Genomic DNA, 16,604 nt, shown 5'->3' on the forward strand with positions numbered 1-16,604 from the left:
ACGACGCCTTGCGCGGCGCTCGACCGGTCGAGCTGGAGGAGCGCGGCCGGTACACGAATTTCGGGTAGTGGATTGGAGGGGCCGAACCGATCGGTCCCGTTTGAGGAGGAGGATTAGAAGTGCTGAGACGTACATTCATGTTCCTGTCGGCGGCGCTGGTGGCGGCAAGCCTCGGCTCGGTGTCGACCGCCTATGCGCAGGCGAAGAAAACCTACTACTGGATTTCGCATGGCGGACCGGCCGATCCGGTCTGGACCTACTTCCTCGCCGGCGCCAAGCAGTGGGCCGACGACACAGGCAACGCCGTCAACACCTCGTTCCACAATGGCGATGTGGCGTCCCAGCAGGAGGCCGTCCGCGCCGCGATTGCCGCCAAGGCAGACGGCATCGTCACCACCAGCCCCGATCCGGGCAGCCTGATCGAGATTGCCGCGGAGGCCAACGCCGCCAAGATTCCGATCATCAACTTCAACACCCCCGACCCGAAGGCCAGCTTCGACGCCTATGTCGGCGGCGACAACGTCACCTTTGGCAGGAACTGGGCGCAATATCTGGTCGACAAGGGTCTGGTGAAGAAGGGCGATTTCGTCTGGATGCCCGTCGAAATCCCTGGCGCCACTTACGGCGTCCAGGAGGAAGAAGGCATCAAGAGCGTCTTCGAGCCGCTCGGCATCACTTATGAAATCACCGAAGCCACGCTCGACCAGGCCGAAGCCATCAACCGCATGGTCGACTACGTCACCGCCAACCGCACCAAGATCAAGGCGATGATCGGGCTCGGCGATCTAGTCACCGGCTCGGTCAAGCGCGTCTGGGATCAGGTCGGCATCAAGCCGGGCGAAATCCCGGTGGTGGGCTGGGGCAATTCGCTCGACACGACGCAGGAAGTGCTGAACGGCTACGTCAATGCCGGCCAGTGGCAGGACCCGCAAGCAACCAGCTACATGGCGCTGTCCATGGCGGCGATGGCCTCCAGCAAGATCCCGCCGGGCTTCAACATCATCACCGGCGCGCTCTACGAGAAGGACACCGCCCAGATCTACGACGACATCCTGTCGGGCAAATAATCCTCGTCCGGACTTTCATCTCGATCCTTCACCCGGCTTGAGCCAGATGCTCGAGCCGGGTGATTTCCTCTGACGGCGGCTTTTCATGCAGCAACACTCCATTCTGCAGCGCTTCATCGCAAAACCTGAATTCGGCCCGCTGGTCCTGCTTGTGCTGGAACTCGTGGTGTTCTGGTCGCTGAACCCGAGCTTCCTGTCGCCCCAGAACATCGGCAACACGCTGGCCTTCACGGTCGAGCTTGGCCTCATCGCGCTGGCGATGACGTTGCTTATGACCTCAGGCGAATTCGACCTGTCGGTCGGCTCGGTCTTCGGTTTCTCAGCGGTGCTGATGTGGACGCTCTTCAACGCCGGCCTCGTCTCGCTGGAGATCGCATTCCTCATCGCCATCGCCGTCAGCATGGTCATCGGCTACGTGAACGGCTGGTTCGTCACCCGGCTGAACATACCGTCCTTCCTGGTCACGCTCGGCATGCTGCTGGTCGTGCGCGGCACGGCGCTCTACGTTACCGACGGCTTTCCGCAGCGCACCTGGAGCGCCGAGGGTTCGTGGCTGGCCAGCGCGCTTGTCGGCAGCGTCACGATAGGCGGCCTGCGGCTCTACATGTCGGTGGTCTGGTTCGTGCTTGCCGCGATCGGCACCCACTATCTGCTCACCCAGACCAAGGCCGGCAACTGGATCCAGGCCTCCGGCGGCAACCCGAACGCGGCGCGCGCCCGCGGCGTCAATGTCAGCCGCACCAAGGTCGCGCTGTTCATGTTCTCGTCGGCCATGGCGGCGCTTGCCGGCATCATCAGTTCGATACGCACCTCCGCCGCCAACCCCAACAGCGGCACAGGCTACGAGCTTGAAGTCATCGCCATGGTAGTCATCGGCGGCACGGTGCTGACTGGCGGGCGCGGCACCATCATCGGCACGGTGATCGGCATCTTCATCCTGCGCATCATGCGCAACGGCATCGTCATGATCGGCGTGCCGGGGCTCGCTTACAACATCTTCATCGGCGCGATCATTCTGGGCATGATGGCGCTGCATTCCTGGCTCGAACGCCGCCACAATGCGGGGACCTGAGGTCATGACCGAAGAACTCGTCCGCATGGAGAACATCAACAAATTCTACGGCCGCATCCATGCGCTGCGCGACGTGAGCTTGCGGATAAATCGCCACGAGGTCGTCGGCCTGCTCGGCGACAACGGCGCCGGAAAATCGACGCTGATCAAGGTGTTGTCGGGTGCCGTGCCTTTGACCAGCGGCGAAATTTTCGTCAAGGGCAAGAAGGTCGAGATCAAGCGCACGACCGACGCCATCGCCAACGGCATCGAAACGATCTACCAGGATTCGGCGCTGGTGCCGCAACTCTCCATCGCCCGCAACCTGTTCCTCGGCCGCGAGCCGGTGAAGGGGCCGGCCTTCCTCAACCGGCTCGACCACGAGACGATGGGCGCGGTGGCGCGGGAACTCTTGAAGAAGGTCGGCATCACAAAAGACATTCCGCCGGAGACACCGATCACCGCGCTGTCGGGCGGTGAGCGCCAGGCCGTGGCGATAGCGCGGGCCATGCAGTTCGACAGCGACCTGATCATTCTGGACGAACCGACCAACAATCTGGGCGTCGCCGAGACGCAGGGCGTGCTGCGCTTCGTACGCGAGGCGCGCGACACAGGGCACTCCTGCATCTTCATCGCTCACAACATCCACCATGTCTTTCAGGTAGTGGACCGCATCATGGTGATGCGCGGCGGAAAACTGGTAGCCGATGACATCGATCCGAAGCAGACCACGATCGAGCAGGTCGAGCGCGTGATTACCGGAGAGCATCTGCTACATTAAGAGTTTGAGGTCTCAAGCCGCCTTGCACTGCGCGCAGGTGCCGCGCATTTCAATGATCGTCTTTGACAGCTTGAAGGCGTGATCCCTAGACCAGCCGCTCAGCCGGGCCTCGACCGTCTCGTCGGAGAACTCGTCCACTTGCCCGCATTTTTCGCAGATGGCGAAGGCGATCATGCCATGGGCGTGGTGGTCATGCGGATGGGCGCACGCAACGAAGGAGTTGAGGCTCTCCAACCTGTGCACAAGCCCATAGTCGATCAGCTTTTCCAGTGCACGATATACCTGCAAGGGTGCGCGGAACCCATGCTCGCGCAACTGGTCGAGCAGCGAATAGGCGCTGAGCGGCCCGTCCTCGCGCGACAGCGCGTCCAGCACCAGCCGCTGGTTTTTCGTCAATTCCGGCGCATGCATCATCTCGGCATTCCAGTTTCCGGCCGATTTTCATTTGCCATCTTGCGGCCATCATCGATGTAGATGTAATAACATCACACAACGATCCCATTCAAGGATCGGCGGACCCTATCACGGAATCATCATCGCCGATGGCCGAGGCCTGCATCACATTTAGCGACTTCACGCTGGGCTACAACAGCCATCCGGCCGTCCACCATTTGAACGGCGCGGTGAAGAAGGGCTCGCTGACCGCGGTGGTGGGCGCCAACGGTTCTGGAAAATCGACGCTGATGAAAGGCATCGTCGGCGTACTTAAGCCGATGGCCGGCGCCTGCGCGGTGGCAAGCGGCACGCGCATCGCCTACCTGCCGCAGCAGTCGGAACTCGACCGTTCCTTTCCGGCGCGCGTCGTAGACCTGGTCTCGCTCGGCCTCTGGCCGAAGCGCGGCCTGCTCGGCCGGCACCGGCAGGAAGACCGCGAGGCGGTCGCAAAAGCGATCCAGGCGGTCGGGCTGGAGGGGTTCGAGAAGCGCCCGCTCGACACGCTCTCCGGCGGTCAGTTGCAGCGCGCCCTGTTCGCCCGCGTGCTGGTGCAGGACGCCGACCTGATCCTGCTCGACGAGCCTTTTAACGCCATCGACGCCAAGACGGTCACTGATCTCGTCGCGCTGATAAAACGCTGGCAGGGCGAGAACCGCACGGTCATGGTGGTCGTGCACGACCTCGACCTGGTGCGCGCGCATTTTCCGGAAGCGCTGCTGCTGGCGCGCCGGCCAATCGCCTGGGGCGACGCGCGGGCGACGCTGGCACCCGAAAACCTGCTGCGCGCCCGCCAGTTCCACGAGGCCTGGGACGAAAACGCCCCCTGGTGCAGTCCCGAGGCGGAAGCCGGCGGCCACGACCCTGACCACGCGCATGGGCACAATCATCACCACCACGACGATGACATTCACGATCACCAGCTTGGTCATCACAGCCACGGCGATCACAGTCACGCGCACCATCATACGCATCCCCACGCCAAGCCGGCGGTCGCCGATGCCCGTCAAGCCCACGGGGACGCCGCCTGATGGATTTTTTCTATCAGTGGCTGGTCGCCCCCTTCGCCGAATTCGGCTTCATGCAGCGCGCGCTGGCGGGCTCGCTGCTCTTGTCGGTCAGTTCCTGTCCGGTCGGTGTCTTCCTGATGCTGCGGCGCATGAGCCTTGCCGGAGACGCCATGGCGCACGCCATCCTGCCGGGCGCCGCGGTAGGTTTCCTGCTGTTCGGGCTGGAGATCGTACCGATGACCGTCGGCGGGCTGATCGCCGGTATCGTTGTGGCGCTCGGCGCGGGCGCCGTGTCGCGCCTGACGGTGCAGCGGGAAGACGCCTCGATGGCCGCCTTCTATCTGATCTCGCTGGCGCTCGGCGTGCTGATCGTGTCGCTGCGCGGCTCCAGCGTCGACCTGATGCATGTGCTGTTTGGGACCGTACTGGCGCTGAATGACGAGGCGCTGGGGCTGATCGCGTTGATCGCCGCCGTCACGCTGGCCGGGCTGGGCATCTTCTGGCGCGCGCTGGTCGCCGAATGCCTCGACCCGCTGTTCCTGCGCTCGGTGTCGCGGCTTGGCTCGCCGGTGCATTTCGTTTTCCTGGCGCTGGTGGTGCTCAATCTCGTCGGCGGCTTCCAGGCGCTCGGCACGCTTCTGTCGGTCGGGCTGATGATGCTGCCCGCCGCCGCCGCCCGTTTCTGGACGGTACGGGTCGAGCCGATGTGCCTGCTCGCCATCGCCATCGGCGCGGCCTCCTGCGTGGCCGGGCTGCTGCTCTCCTACCACGCCGCCCTGCCCTCCGGCCCGTCCATCATCCTGTCGGCCGGCGTCGTCTACGCGGCCTCGATCATCGTCGGCACACGCGGCATCATCGCCACGCGCCTGCGCCCTGCCTCCCACAGAACCGCCTGATTTCAAAGGAGTTTTGAGCAATGCTGAAGACAATGAAACTCGCCACCGCGATGATTGTTATAACATTAACCTCGGCGGTAACCGCGCCAGCTTGGGCAGACCCGCTAAAGGTGGTTGCCAGTTTTTCGATCATCACCGACTTCGCCAAGAACGTCGGCGGCGACAGGATAGAGATCACCACGCTAGTCGGACCAAACGGCGACGCGCATGTCTACGATCCGAAACCGACCGACGCGGTGGCCATGTCCAAGGCAGACGTGGTGCTGGTCAACGGCTTGCATTTCGAAGGGTTTTTGACCCGTCTGGTCGAGACCAGCGGGAGCAAAGCCGCGGTGGTTGAGCTGACCAAAGGTGTCAAACCATTGAAGATGAAAGCGGAATTCGCCGAGGAAGAGGAAGGCGAAGGTCATGCAGCCGAGGCATCGGAAGCAGATCACGATCACACGGCGGAAGCGGTAGGTGACCACGACCACGGCAACATCGACCCGCATGCCTTCCAGTCAGTCGCCAACGCGGAAATCTATGTGAAGAATATCGCCGACGCCTTCTGCCAGGCCGACGCAGCCTCGTGCGAAACCTATAAATCCAACGCGGCCAGCTACTTAGCGACGCTGCACGCGCTGGACGCGGAAGTGAAAGCAGCAGTAGCGTCAATCCCGCAGGACAAGCGGACGATCATCACCTCGCACGACGCCTTCGGCTATTTCGAGCATGAATACGGCCTGACCTTCCATGCGCCGGAAGGCATTTCGACGGAGGCCGACCCGTCGGCGGCCGACGTGGCGAAACTGATCCAGCAGATAAAACAGGACAAGGCTTCGGCTATCTTCGTGGAAAACATCACCAATCCGCGCCTGATCGAGCAGATTGCCGGTGAGACCGGGCTGAAAGTCGGCGGCGAACTCTATTCCGACGCGCTTTCGGACGAAGGCGGTCCGGCGGCAACCTATGTCGACCTGATGCGGCACAACATCGCCACCATCAAGGGCGCCATCGGTGGAAGCTGAGCGCGTATTGCAGGCAGGTTTAGCCCCGTTCTTGCCTGTTATGATGCCCTCGGGCTCGCCACCGACCGGCGCTCGACGATGTGGCAGGCAAGTTCCACTCGGCGGGGCGGCATCGAGAGGCCGCCGAGGTCGTCGAGCAGCAGGTTGAGCGCGGCGGCACCGATCTCGCGCATCGGGATGTGCATGGCGGTCAGCGGCGGATTGTGAAAAGCCGCCTGCGGCAGGTCGTCCATGCCCATCACCGAGACGTCGTCCGGCACGCTGTAGCCCAGCCGCTCCAGCCCGATTGCGGCGCCGACGGCGAGGCTGTCGCCGGCGGCGAGGATAGCGGTGAAGTCGAGTCCGTTTCTGCGCACTCGCTTCTCGATCGCCTCGGCACCGAGTTCCGGCAGCCAGTCTTCGACCTCGACGGCGAGGATTTCCGGCTCGAAGGCGCCCAGCCTGCGCATGGCGTCCTGCCAGCCCTCGAAGCGCCGCTCGATGGTGCGCCGGCCGCGCCGCATCAGGAACAGGATGCGGCGGTGGCCGTGGCCGATCAGATGCTCGGTCGCCAGACGCGCGGCGGAACGGTTGCAGGGCGTGACGCTGGAGAGCCGCATCGACGGGTCGTCGCCGTTCACCAGCACGATCGGCTTCGGGAAGGACGAGGTGAGCGTCAGCATGTCCTCGTCGTCCAGCGTCAGGAACAGGCAGCCGGCGACCTCGTCATTGTCGTGCGCCTCCTCCAGCACACGGATTTCCTCGGCGCGGCTGGAGATCGGCCGCGTGAGAATCTCGACGCCAAGCGACTGGGCGCGGGCGTTCAGCCCCTCCAGAACGTAGAAAGTGAACTGGTTGCGGATATAGTCGACCATGGCGACGCTGCTTGCCGCCAGGATCACCTTTCGGTCGGCGATCGAGGCGGGAATGGCATAGTTCAGCGTCTTGGCGGCGTCCAGAAGTTGGGCACGGAGGTCGGCCCGCACGCCTTTGCCCCCCGCCAACGCCCGCGACGCCGTGCTGACCGAAACGCCGCATTGCCGCGCCAGATCCTCCAGCCGCACCCGGCGGCTGGGTTTGCCGCGTTTGCCCTTGGTCCGCATGGGTCAGGATTCCTCCTCTGGATGGCAGCCGGATACGATTGATGCCTAGCCGGTTGCTACGCCCCACGGGGCGCGGGCATACCCACACTCTGCAAAATATTTTCAGATTGCGCAAATTTTCATTTCATGGGACGAAATTTGCAAGCAAGATTTTTGGGAGGAAGCTTGTTGCCAGCCGCCGGCGAAATTTTGCGCCAATGCCTCGACCTTCTGGTTGCGGGCATCACGGAGCTGCGGCACGACGGCCGCTTTCACGAGCCCAATCTCGACGGCACGCCGGGCGACTATATCAGCTTCGATGCCTGGGAATGGCCGCAGGGCGTCGGCCTCTACGGGCTGGTGCGGCTCTGGCAGTTCAACGGCGACGCGGCACTCCGCCGCACCATCGAGGACTGGTACCAGCGCCACATCGACCACGGCCTGCCGCCGCTCAACATCAACACCACCGCGCCGATGCTGGCGCTTTCGGTGCTTTGGAACGAGACGCGCGACCCGCGCTGGACGCCGGTGCTCGACCGCTGGGCCAACCGGCTGGTGGCCGAGGCGCCGCGCACTTTTGGCGGCGGCTTCCAGCATGACGTGTCGGACAAGATCAACGATCATGAGCTTTGGGACGACACGCTGTTCATGGCGGCGCTTTTCCTCGCCAGCTACGGCAAGACGTCGGGGCGCACCGAACTGGTGGAGGAGGCGGAAAAGCAGTTCCTCGTCCACGCGCATTATCTGGCGGACCGCGAGACCGGACTGTGGTTCCACGGCTGGACCTTCGACGGCGCGCATAATTTCGCCGAGGCGCGCTGGGCGCGCGGCAATGCCTGGATAACCGTCGGCATACTCGACCTGATGGAACTGGCGCATATCACGCCGTCCGTTCGCGATTTCCTGCTCTCCATCCTCGAAAGCCAGATCGAGACCCTGCTGCGGCTGCAGGCGCCGTCCGGCGCATGGCGCACCTTGCTGGACGACGAGACCTCCTATGAGGAGATTTCGGCGACCGCCGGCTTCGGCTACGGGCTGCTGAAAGCGTCGCGGCTGGGCATCGGCCCCGACGGCTGCCGCGAGGCGGGCTTGAAGGCGCTGGCCGCGGTGATGAACAGCATCGACGCCAACGGCACCGTCGCCAACGTGTCCTACGGCACCCGCATGGGCCACGATCTGCAATTCTACCGCGACATACCGATCCGCCCGACCGGCTACGGCCAGGCGCTGGCGATGCTCTGCCTGGTCGAGGGCCTGCGCCATGTGCCCGGACTGGAGGCAGCGGCATGACCATGCGCCACCTCTATGGAGCCGGACCGGGCGACATCGCGGCCTACGACACCGACCGGCTGCGCGCCGAATTTTTGGTCGAGGGACTGTTCCGTCCCGGCGAGTTGAACTTCGTCTACACCCATGTCGACCGCATGATTTTGGGCGGTGCCTGTCCGACCGATGCGCCGCTCGGTTTCGGCGACGGTGGGGAAATCGGCACCGAACATTTCCTGTCGGCGCGCGAGATGGGTATCGCCAATCTCGGCGGCGCAGGTTCAGTGACCGTCGACGGGCAAAAATTCCGGCTGGAGAACCGCGACGTGCTTTATGTCGGGCGCGGTGGGCGGGAAATCACGCTCGCCAGCGACGATCCGAAAAATCCGGCATGGTTCTACATGAACTCCGTGCCGGCGGGGGCGGACATCCCGCACCGGCTGGTCACGAAAACCGAGGCAAAGCCGCTGGAACTCGGCGAGGAGCGGCGCGCCAACAAGCGCACCTTGCGCATGTACATCCATCCGCAGGTCGCGCCCTCCTGCCTGCTGCTGATGGGCATCACCGATCTGGCGCCCGGCAGCATCTGGAACACCATGCCGCCGCACCTGCATGAGCGGCGCATGGAGGCGTATCTGTATTTCGACCTCGCCGCCGAGGACCGCGTCGTCCATCTGATGGGACGGCCGGAGCGGACGCGTCATCTGATGGTCGCCAATGGCGATGCAGTCTTGTCGCCGGCCTGGTCGATCCACATGGGCGCCGGCACCGGTCCCTATGCCTTTGTCTGGGGCATGACCGGCGAGAACCAGGCCTATGGCGATGTCGACCCCGTATCTGTTGCGAGCCTGAGATGAGCAGCGCGGAATTGGGCACGAAGCACGATCTCTTCCTGCGCCGGCCGCTGCCGGCTGGCGCACCGGTCACCTACTGGCAGCTCGGCGAGACCGTCGAACAGCGCTACGACGTTCCGGACCAGCCCATGCAGGGCGAGATGGACCCGTTCTTCTTCCTGACCAAGCACAAGAATTTCATCCCGCACGAATATCCCTGCCGGACGATCTTCGGCCAGGAACGGCGCGGCAAGCGGCCCGAGCCGACGGGCGAATTCGCGCCGGTGCGCAACTGGCTGCCCTTTGGCGCGCCACGGATCGACCTGTCGGGTTTCTGGTTCCGGCCAACGACGCTTGGCACCTGGGCGCGCACCGTGCTGGTCGCAGACAGCGCCGGCAAGGCAACACTGAAACTCGGCACCTGCGGCGGGGCGATCCTGTTCGTCAATGGCAAGGAAATCGGATGGATGGCGGACTACGTCCGCAATCTGGAAGCCAAGCGCGAGTTCGAGATCGAGCTTGCCCCCGGCGAGAACGAGCTGAAAATCTGGTTCGACGACCTCGCAGAGCGCGACGCCCGCTATTTCTTCCAGCTCGACTATGTCGGCGGTCCTGAGGTCTCACAGGCTCTGCCGGTTCCGGTGGACGGCCGGATTGCAGCCGCCGTCGAGGCCGCACTTGACAACATGCATTTCGAGAAACCGGTCTACAAGGCCGGAAGCGTAGCGCTCCTGACAGGCGCACCTTTGCCGGCGGCGGCCGATGTTTCGGTCAAGATCGCCGGCGACTTCATGTCGTCCGAAAGCCTGACGCTGCGGACCCGTCTCGAAGCCGGCGCGGCAAGGCTGCCCCTGGCCGAAACCGAGGACCTGCCGGCGGACTTCCGGCATTTCGAGGTGACGCTGGATGTCGGCGGGTTTACCGCGGCCAGAGTGTTCGGCGTCGAGATATGCCACGCGGAACGGCAAGGCAGGCGGGCACCCATGGCGCTCGACGCACGCATCGTGGAAGCGCTCGACGAAGTCTCGGAGCATGCCGAAGCAGACACTGTGCGGGCGCTGGCGCGGCTTGCGTTGGGACGCGCCGGAGCCGAGACCGACCGCATGATCCTCGACATGCTGCCGGCGATCGAGGATTGCCACGACTGCGCCGATTTCATCCTCGTGCCGCTGCTGTGGTGCCGCAAAGCTTTTTCGGACGGCATCGCGCTGGACGTGCTTGCCCGCATCGACGGCGCAATCCTCGGCTACCGCTACTGGATGGACGAGCCCGGCAACGACGTTCAGTGGTACTTTTCGGAAAACCACGCGCTGCTCTTCCACACCGCCGCTTATCTCGGCGGCGCGATCCTGCCCGACGCCCGCTTCGTGCGGTCGGGCCGCACCGGGACCGAGCAGTCGAAGGTCGGCCTCGAACGCGTGCGCGCCTGGCTGGACCATTTCGAGAAATGGGAGATGGCGGAGTTCAACTCGGCGCCTTATTTCCCGATCGATCTCAAGGGCTTGACCGCGCTGATGGCGCTGGCGCCTGACGCCGACGTGCGCGAGCGGGCAAGCGCGGCGATCGTCCGGCTGCTGGAGATCGTCGCCCGCTCCGCCCATCACGGCGTGCTGACGGGCGCACAGGGCCGCTCCTACGAGCACACTTTGCGCGCCGCCTCTTCGCTGGAACTGTCCGGTATCGCCCGCATGCTGTGGGGGGCAGGCTATTACGGGCGGCGATTCCACGCGCTGCCGCAACTGGCGCTCTGCCTGCGCGACCATGGGCTGGACCTGCCGGTGGAATTGCAGGCGATCGCCGCGTACAACCGCGCCGACGCGCAGGAATGGTGTTTTGCCCAGGGCCAGGACCGCATCGCAAAGCTCTATCACTACAAGACCAGCGACTACGCGATGGGCACGGCGGCGCATTACCGCTGGAACGAGTGGGGCTACCAGGAAACGGTGCTCCACTTGCGGCTGGGCGAGAATCCCGACGCGCAGATCTGGATCAACCATCCCGGCGAGACGATCCATTCCGGTTATGGGCGGCCGTCCTACTGGGGCGGGTCTGGCACCTTGCCGCGCGTGCATCAATATCGCGGCTTGGCGGTGATGCTGTTTGCCTGCGCCGCGGAACAGCCGGATTTCACGCATTGCTGGTTTCCACGAATAGCGTTTGACGCCACACGGATCGACGGGCGCATCGCCCTGGCGCGGAACCGGACCGGGCTGGCCCTGCTCAAAGGCAGTGTGCCGTTCGAGCTGGTCGCTGAAGGCCCGACCGCCAACAACGAGTTGCGGCTGCCCGGCCGCCGCACCGACTGGATCGTGCGGCTGGGCGTCCTCAACACGGACGGCGAGGACGATGAGTTCCTGGCGCGCTACGGCGCAATGGAGATCGAGGATATCGGCGGCGGCTCGCTGCGTGTCATAGACCCGGAATACGGCGCGGTGATTTTCCATGGCGACGGGCGCATGGAGGCCGAGGGCCGCACGCTTGATCCGGCAATTTGGACGGTGCGAGGCGAGGCGATCCGCCTGCCCGACGGGCCGCTGGTGGTGCACCGGATGTAGATTTGACAACCGCCGCGGGGAGGACGGCTGCGGCAAGAGCGTGGGAAAACAACCGGACGGAAGACCGTTCATCCTGGGAGGAATGTGATGACCAAGGCCAAGAAAATGCTGCTGGCGACCCTGAGCGTCGGGTTGCTGTCGACCACCGCCGCGCTCGCCGGCGACGTGCGCATCATGTGGTATTCGGACGGCGTCGAGGGCGAGGTGCTTCAGGACCTGATCGACCGGTTCATGAAGGACAACCCCGACATCAAGGTGACGATCGACAACGTCTCCTATTCCAACATCCGCGAGCAGCTTCCGGTGCAGCTCGAGGCCGGCGGCGGGCCGGACATCGTGCGTGTTACCGACCTCAAGGTGCAGTCAAAACACTGGCTGGATCTCACACCCTACATCAAGGACCCGAAATACTGGCAGGACAATTACGGCGAGCAGGCCGACTGGATGCGGCCGGACGGCTCCAGCCAGATCAGCGGGTTCATGACGCAGATCACGCTGACCGGCGGCTTTGCCAACAAGACGCTGTTCGACCAGGCCGGCGTGCCGCTGCCGGACGCCAAGGCAAGCTGGGACGACTGGGCGGCGGCGGCGAAGAAGGTGGCGGAAAGCCAGCAGGTGCCCTACCCGCTGGCGCTCGACCGCTCCGGCCACCGCATCAGCGCGCCCAACATCTCCTTCGGCGCCAACTATGTCGCCGCCGACGGCATGCCGGCGCCGCTCGACCAGGGCGCCAAGGATTTCATCGCCAAATTCGTCGGCTGGAACAATGGCGGCATCGCCAACAAGGACGTCTGGGTGTCGGCCGCCGGCACCACCTACCGCGCCGCGGCGGAGGATTTCATCAACGCCCAGCTCGTCTATTATTATTCCGGCTCGTGGCAGATTCCGAATTTTGCGACCAAGATCGGCGACGCCTTCGACTGGGTAGCGACGGGAAGTCCCTGCGGACCGGCGGCCTGCAGCGGCATGCCCGGCGGCGCCGGCCTGGTGGCGGTTAAATATACCAAGAACCCTGAGGATGTCGGCAAGGTAATGGATTTCCTGGCGAGCGAGCCGGTGGCAAAAGAGTTCGCCGAGCGCACGCTGTTCCTGCCGGCCAACGAGGCGGTGATCGCCGGCGGGCTCGACTTCAAGTCGGACAATCCGCAGGTGAAGGCCGCGCTCAACGCCTTCGTCGCGGCCTCTTCGACAACCGCGCCGGCGGCGCTGAAGATGCCGGGCTGGAAATGGTCGGACGCCTATTACAGCGCGCTGGTCGGCCGCGTCAGCCAGGCGGTGGCCGGTGAATTGTCCCTGGACGAGGCCTACCAGCGCATCGACCAGGACGTCGCCGACAAGGTCAAACAGGCCAAGTAGGCCTTCAGGGAAGGCGATGGCCGCCCAAGAGTCCTCCCCCCACCCGGCGCCATCGCCCGGCCTCACCGGCGCGTTGTTCGCGCCGGTGAGGCTGCTCATGCGTTTGATCGACGCGCCGCTGCGCGCCTGGCAGAAGGCGACGGGGCTGACCGGCATGGCGGGTTTCTTCCTGCTGCCGAACATGGCGATCTTCACCATCTTCGTGCTTTTGCCGCTGGTCATCAATTTCGTCTATTCGATGAGCGGCGGCACGGCGATCTTCCTCGCCGACCGGTCCTATGTCGGCGCGGAACAATATCAGCGGCTGCTGACCTGTGGCAGTTTTCTGGACCCCGGCACCTGCGCCGAGGACCGGTTCTGGGTCGCGGTGCGCAACACCGGCTGGTTCCTGGCCGTGCAGGTGCCGATGCTGCTTATCGTGGCGCTGGTGACCGCGCTGGTGCTCAACCGCGACCTCAGGGCGCGCGGTTTTTGGCGCGCCGTCTTTTTCTTCCCCGTCCTGCTGTCGCCGGTGGTGGTCGGCCTGATCTGGCGCTGGATTTTGCAGCGGCAGGGCCTGCTCAACCTGCTGCTCTACGAGACCGCCGGCGCCGATCCGCATAGCTGGCTGAGCGATCGCTTCTGGGCCTTCGCGGCGGCCGTCGGCGTGTCGATCTGGGCGCATGTCGGCTTCTACGCGCTGATCCTGCTCGCCGGCCTGCAGGCGATCCCCAAGGACATCTACGAAGCCGCCGAAATGGACGGCACCAGGCCCACCCGCGTCTTCTGGCGCATCACCTTGCCGCTGCTGATGCCGAACCTGCTGGTCGTGCTGGTGCTGGCGCTGATCCGCGCGGTGCAGGTGTTCGACGAGGTCTATGTGCTGACCGGCGGCGGGCCGGGCACGTCGACCATGTATCTTATCCAGTACATTTTCGAGACGGGGTTCGCCTCGCAACTGCGCAATCCCGGACTGGCGGCGGCCGCCTCGATCCTGATGGGCATCGTGCTGGTCGTGCTGACGCTGGTCCAGCTCGGCGTGTCGCGTAAAAGCGAAAAGCGGGGGCAGCGATGAGCGCCGTCGCCGAATTCCTGTTGCGCCGGCGCGGCGGCAAGGGGTGGCACTGGACGGACGTCGTCACCTGGGCCTGGCTTATAGGCGGACTGATCCTGATGTTCGGCCCGGCGCTGTGGCTGGCGCTGTCGTCGTTCAAGACGCCGGCAGCACTCGCCGCCTTCCCGCCCTCACTGCTGCCCTATGTGACCCAACAGACTGTTGTCGAGGGTTATGAAAAGCCGCTGCCGCTGTTTACCGTGACGATGGAGGACGGCAGCACGAAAACGCTGGCCGAGGTGCGGCGCATCGGTACGGTGGCGCAGATGGTCGATCCGGCCGCGCCGGCGGAGATCATCAAGGTGCCGATTTCCCAGCGAAAACCGCTGGAGACGATCGAATTCGCGATCTCCAACTATACCGAGCCGTTCATCCACTTCGATTTCCTGCGATATCTCTGGAACTCGGTCTTCGTCACGACCATGGCGACGCTGATCACGCTGATTGTCAACTCAATGGCCGCCTTCGCGCTGTCGAAATACAGATTCCGCGGCCAGTCGACGATCATGATGCTGATCCTGGCGACGCTGATGGTGCCGCTCGGCGTCATCATGGTGCCGCTCTATTCGATCGTCAGCGCGCTCGGGCTCACCAACAATCTGTGGGGCGTCATCCTGCCCACCGTGGCGACGCCGACCGGCGTCTTCCTGCTTCGGCAATACATGCTCACCATTCCCGACGAGCTGATCGACGCGGCGCGCATGGACAAGGCGTCGGAGTGGCAGATCTATTGGCGCATCGTGCTGCCGCTGGCGGCGCCCGCGCTCGCCGTGCTCGGCATCTTTTCGGTGATGTGGCGCTGGAACGATTTTCTGTGGCCGCTGATCGTGCTGTCGCGCAAGGAGCTTTATACCTTGCAGGTCGGGCTCAACATCTACTCGGGCGAGCTCAACGTGCAATGGCACTTCATCCTCGCCATGACGGTGGTGACGATGATCCCGGTGGTGCTGGTGTTCATCTTCCTGCAGCGCTTCATCACCACCGGCATCGCCGGCACCGGCCTGAAATAGGGGATTGTCGTGAGCAGGATCACGGTCGAAAAGCTGTCGAAATCCTACGGCGCGGTGAAGGTGCTGAAGGAGATCGACCTCGATATTGTCGACGGCGAGCTGATCGTCTTCGTCGGCCCGTCCGGCTGCGGGAAATCGACGCTGCTGCGGCAGATCGCCGGGCTCGACCGGCCGACCAGCGGCGAGATCCGCATCGACGGCAAAAGGGTCAACGACGTGCCGGCCGCCGACCGGGGGCTGGCGATGGTGTTCCAGTCCTACGCGCTCTACCCGCATATGAGCGTGCGCCAGAATCTTGCCTTCGGCCTCGAGAACGCAAAGATGCCCCGCGCCGAGATCGATCAGCGTATTGCGGAAGCCGCCCGCATGCTGGAGATCGGAAAACTTCTGGAGCGGCGGCCCGGCCAGCTTTCCGGCGGCCAGCGACAGCGCGTAGCGATCGGCCGGGCGATCGTGCGCAACCCGACCGCCTTCCTGCTCGACGAGCCGCTTAGCAATCTCGACGCCGAGTTGCGCATTTCGACGCGCGCCGAGATCGCGGCGCTGCATGCGCGGCTGAAGGCGACGATGGTCTACGTCACCCACGACCAGGTCGAGGCGATGACACTGGCGCACCGCATCGTGGTCCTGCGCGACGGCCGCATCGAGCAGGTCGGCACGCCGCTCGACCTCTACAACCGGCCGGCCAATTTGTTCGTGGCGGGTTTCATCGGCGCGCCACGCATGAATTTTCTGCCGGCGCGACTGGAGCCGGGTGCGGACGGGAACGGAACGCTGAAAATCGCGGGCGGCCCCGCGCTGGCCCTGCCGGCCGGAACGTCGCCGGCATCGGCCGAGGCGGACGTCACGCTCGGCATCCGCCCCCAGCATCTGAAACCGGCGGACGCTGGTTCCCGGGGCATTCCGGCTCAGGTCACGCTGGTGGAAGCGCTGGGCTCGGAAACCGTGGTACATACGTTGATGGAAGGCGGCCAGCGCCTGTTGGTCGTGCTGGAGGGGCAGCACAGGGTCGCGGTCGGCGACAGGCTGACGCTCAGGCCCGACATGGCGCAGGCGCATGTTTTTGGTGAGGATGGGAAGCGGGTGAATTGATGATCGGAGAGTGCATCGGTTGAGTTCTGGCCACGATCGGAAACCGTCATGACTGTTCTCGCTACTTGCAGCGTCCTCAACGGGCGCAAGCAGA

15 protein-coding genes are annotated in these 16,604 nt (G+C 64.4%); 13 read left to right on the plus strand and 2 right to left on the minus strand.

Annotated elements, in window-relative coordinates:
- The first annotated feature begins 119 nt into the window (after positions 1-119).
- The 3 genes from ACH196_RS19135 (at position 120) to ACH196_RS19145 (ending at position 2,899) form a co-directional block, all read left to right on the plus strand.
- The gene (locus ACH196_RS19135) at positions 120-1,067 is read left to right on the plus strand and encodes a substrate-binding domain-containing protein (RefSeq protein ID WP_396648514.1); all 948 of its coding nucleotides are present in this window, start codon (positions 120-122) and stop codon (positions 1,065-1,067) included.
- A gap of 85 nt (positions 1,068-1,152) precedes the next feature.
- Positions 1,153-2,139: an ABC transporter permease gene (locus ACH196_RS19140; protein WP_396648515.1), complete on the plus strand. Its 987-nt coding sequence runs from the start codon at positions 1,153-1,155 to the stop codon at positions 2,137-2,139.
- Between the two features lie 4 nt (positions 2,140-2,143).
- The gene (locus ACH196_RS19145) at positions 2,144-2,899 is read left to right on the plus strand and encodes an ATP-binding cassette domain-containing protein (protein WP_396648516.1); all 756 of its coding nucleotides are present in this window, start codon (positions 2,144-2,146) and stop codon (positions 2,897-2,899) included.
- Positions 2,900-2,911: 12 nt separating this feature from the next.
- Here the strand turns inward: ACH196_RS19145 and ACH196_RS19150 are convergent, their stop codons facing one another.
- Complete coding sequence (locus ACH196_RS19150) at positions 2,912-3,310, minus strand: Fur family transcriptional regulator (RefSeq protein WP_396648588.1); 399 nt, start codon at positions 3,308-3,310, stop codon at positions 2,912-2,914.
- Between the two features lie 131 nt (positions 3,311-3,441).
- On the opposite strand from ACH196_RS19150, the gene aztA reads away from it, so the two are divergent.
- From aztA to aztC, 3 genes are read left to right on the plus strand one after another with little or no spacing between them, the layout of a single operon-like run.
- Positions 3,442-4,362, plus strand: coding sequence for a zinc ABC transporter ATP-binding protein AztA (aztA, locus tag ACH196_RS19155; RefSeq protein WP_396648517.1), 921 nt, complete (start codon positions 3,442-3,444; stop codon positions 4,360-4,362).
- Positions 4,362-5,237, plus strand: a complete 876-nt coding sequence (gene aztB, locus ACH196_RS19160) for a zinc ABC transporter permease AztB (protein WP_396648518.1) — start codon at positions 4,362-4,364, stop codon at positions 5,235-5,237. Before aztA ends, aztB begins: the two co-directional genes overlap by 1 nt.
- A 20-nt stretch (positions 5,238-5,257) precedes the next feature.
- Entirely contained in the window at positions 5,258-6,244 is a 987-nt protein-coding gene (aztC, locus tag ACH196_RS19165; protein WP_396648519.1) for a zinc ABC transporter substrate-binding protein AztC, read from the plus strand.
- A 38-nt stretch (positions 6,245-6,282) separates the two neighbouring features.
- On the opposite strand, the gene ACH196_RS19170 is transcribed toward aztC, so the two are convergent.
- Positions 6,283-7,326, minus strand: coding sequence for a LacI family DNA-binding transcriptional regulator (locus ACH196_RS19170; RefSeq protein ID WP_396648520.1), 1,044 nt, complete (start codon positions 7,324-7,326; stop codon positions 6,283-6,285).
- 168 nt (positions 7,327-7,494) lie between these two features.
- Between ACH196_RS19170 and ACH196_RS19175 the strand changes: the two genes are divergently transcribed.
- The 7 genes from ACH196_RS19175 to ACH196_RS19205 all read left to right on the plus strand — a co-directional run bounded on the left by ACH196_RS19175 (position 7,495) and on the right by ACH196_RS19205 (position 16,510).
- Entirely contained in the window at positions 7,495-8,595 is a 1,101-nt protein-coding gene (locus ACH196_RS19175) for a glycoside hydrolase family 105 protein (protein ID WP_396648521.1), read from the plus strand.
- Positions 8,592-9,428, plus strand: a complete 837-nt coding sequence (gene kduI, locus ACH196_RS19180; RefSeq protein ID WP_396648522.1) for a 5-dehydro-4-deoxy-D-glucuronate isomerase — start codon at positions 8,592-8,594, stop codon at positions 9,426-9,428. The genes ACH196_RS19175 and kduI overlap by 4 nt, the downstream gene beginning before the upstream one ends.
- A complete protein-coding gene (locus tag ACH196_RS19185; protein ID WP_396648523.1) occupies positions 9,425-11,959 on the plus strand; it encodes a hypothetical protein in 2,535 nt (844 codons plus the stop codon). Before kduI ends, ACH196_RS19185 begins: the two co-directional genes overlap by 4 nt.
- A gap of 87 nt (positions 11,960-12,046) precedes the next feature.
- Positions 12,047-13,315: an ABC transporter substrate-binding protein gene (locus ACH196_RS19190; RefSeq protein ID WP_396648524.1), complete on the plus strand. Its 1,269-nt coding sequence runs from the start codon at positions 12,047-12,049 to the stop codon at positions 13,313-13,315.
- 16 nt (positions 13,316-13,331) lie between these two features.
- Positions 13,332-14,369: a carbohydrate ABC transporter permease gene (locus tag ACH196_RS19195; RefSeq protein WP_396648525.1), complete on the plus strand. Its 1,038-nt coding sequence runs from the start codon at positions 13,332-13,334 to the stop codon at positions 14,367-14,369.
- A complete protein-coding gene (locus ACH196_RS19200; protein ID WP_396648526.1) occupies positions 14,366-15,418 on the plus strand; it encodes a carbohydrate ABC transporter permease in 1,053 nt (350 codons plus the stop codon). The genes ACH196_RS19195 and ACH196_RS19200 overlap by 4 nt, the downstream gene beginning before the upstream one ends.
- Positions 15,419-15,427: 9 nt before the next feature.
- On the plus strand, positions 15,428-16,510 hold the full coding sequence (locus tag ACH196_RS19205) for an ABC transporter ATP-binding protein (RefSeq protein WP_396648527.1): 1,083 nt from the start codon (positions 15,428-15,430) through the stop codon (positions 16,508-16,510).
- Positions 16,511-16,604: the final 94 nt, after the last annotated feature.

Origin of the sequence: Mesorhizobium sp. IMUNJ 23232 (assembly GCF_044326205.1) — a bacterium.
Taxonomy (GTDB): Bacteria; Pseudomonadota; Alphaproteobacteria; order Rhizobiales; family Rhizobiaceae; genus Kumtagia.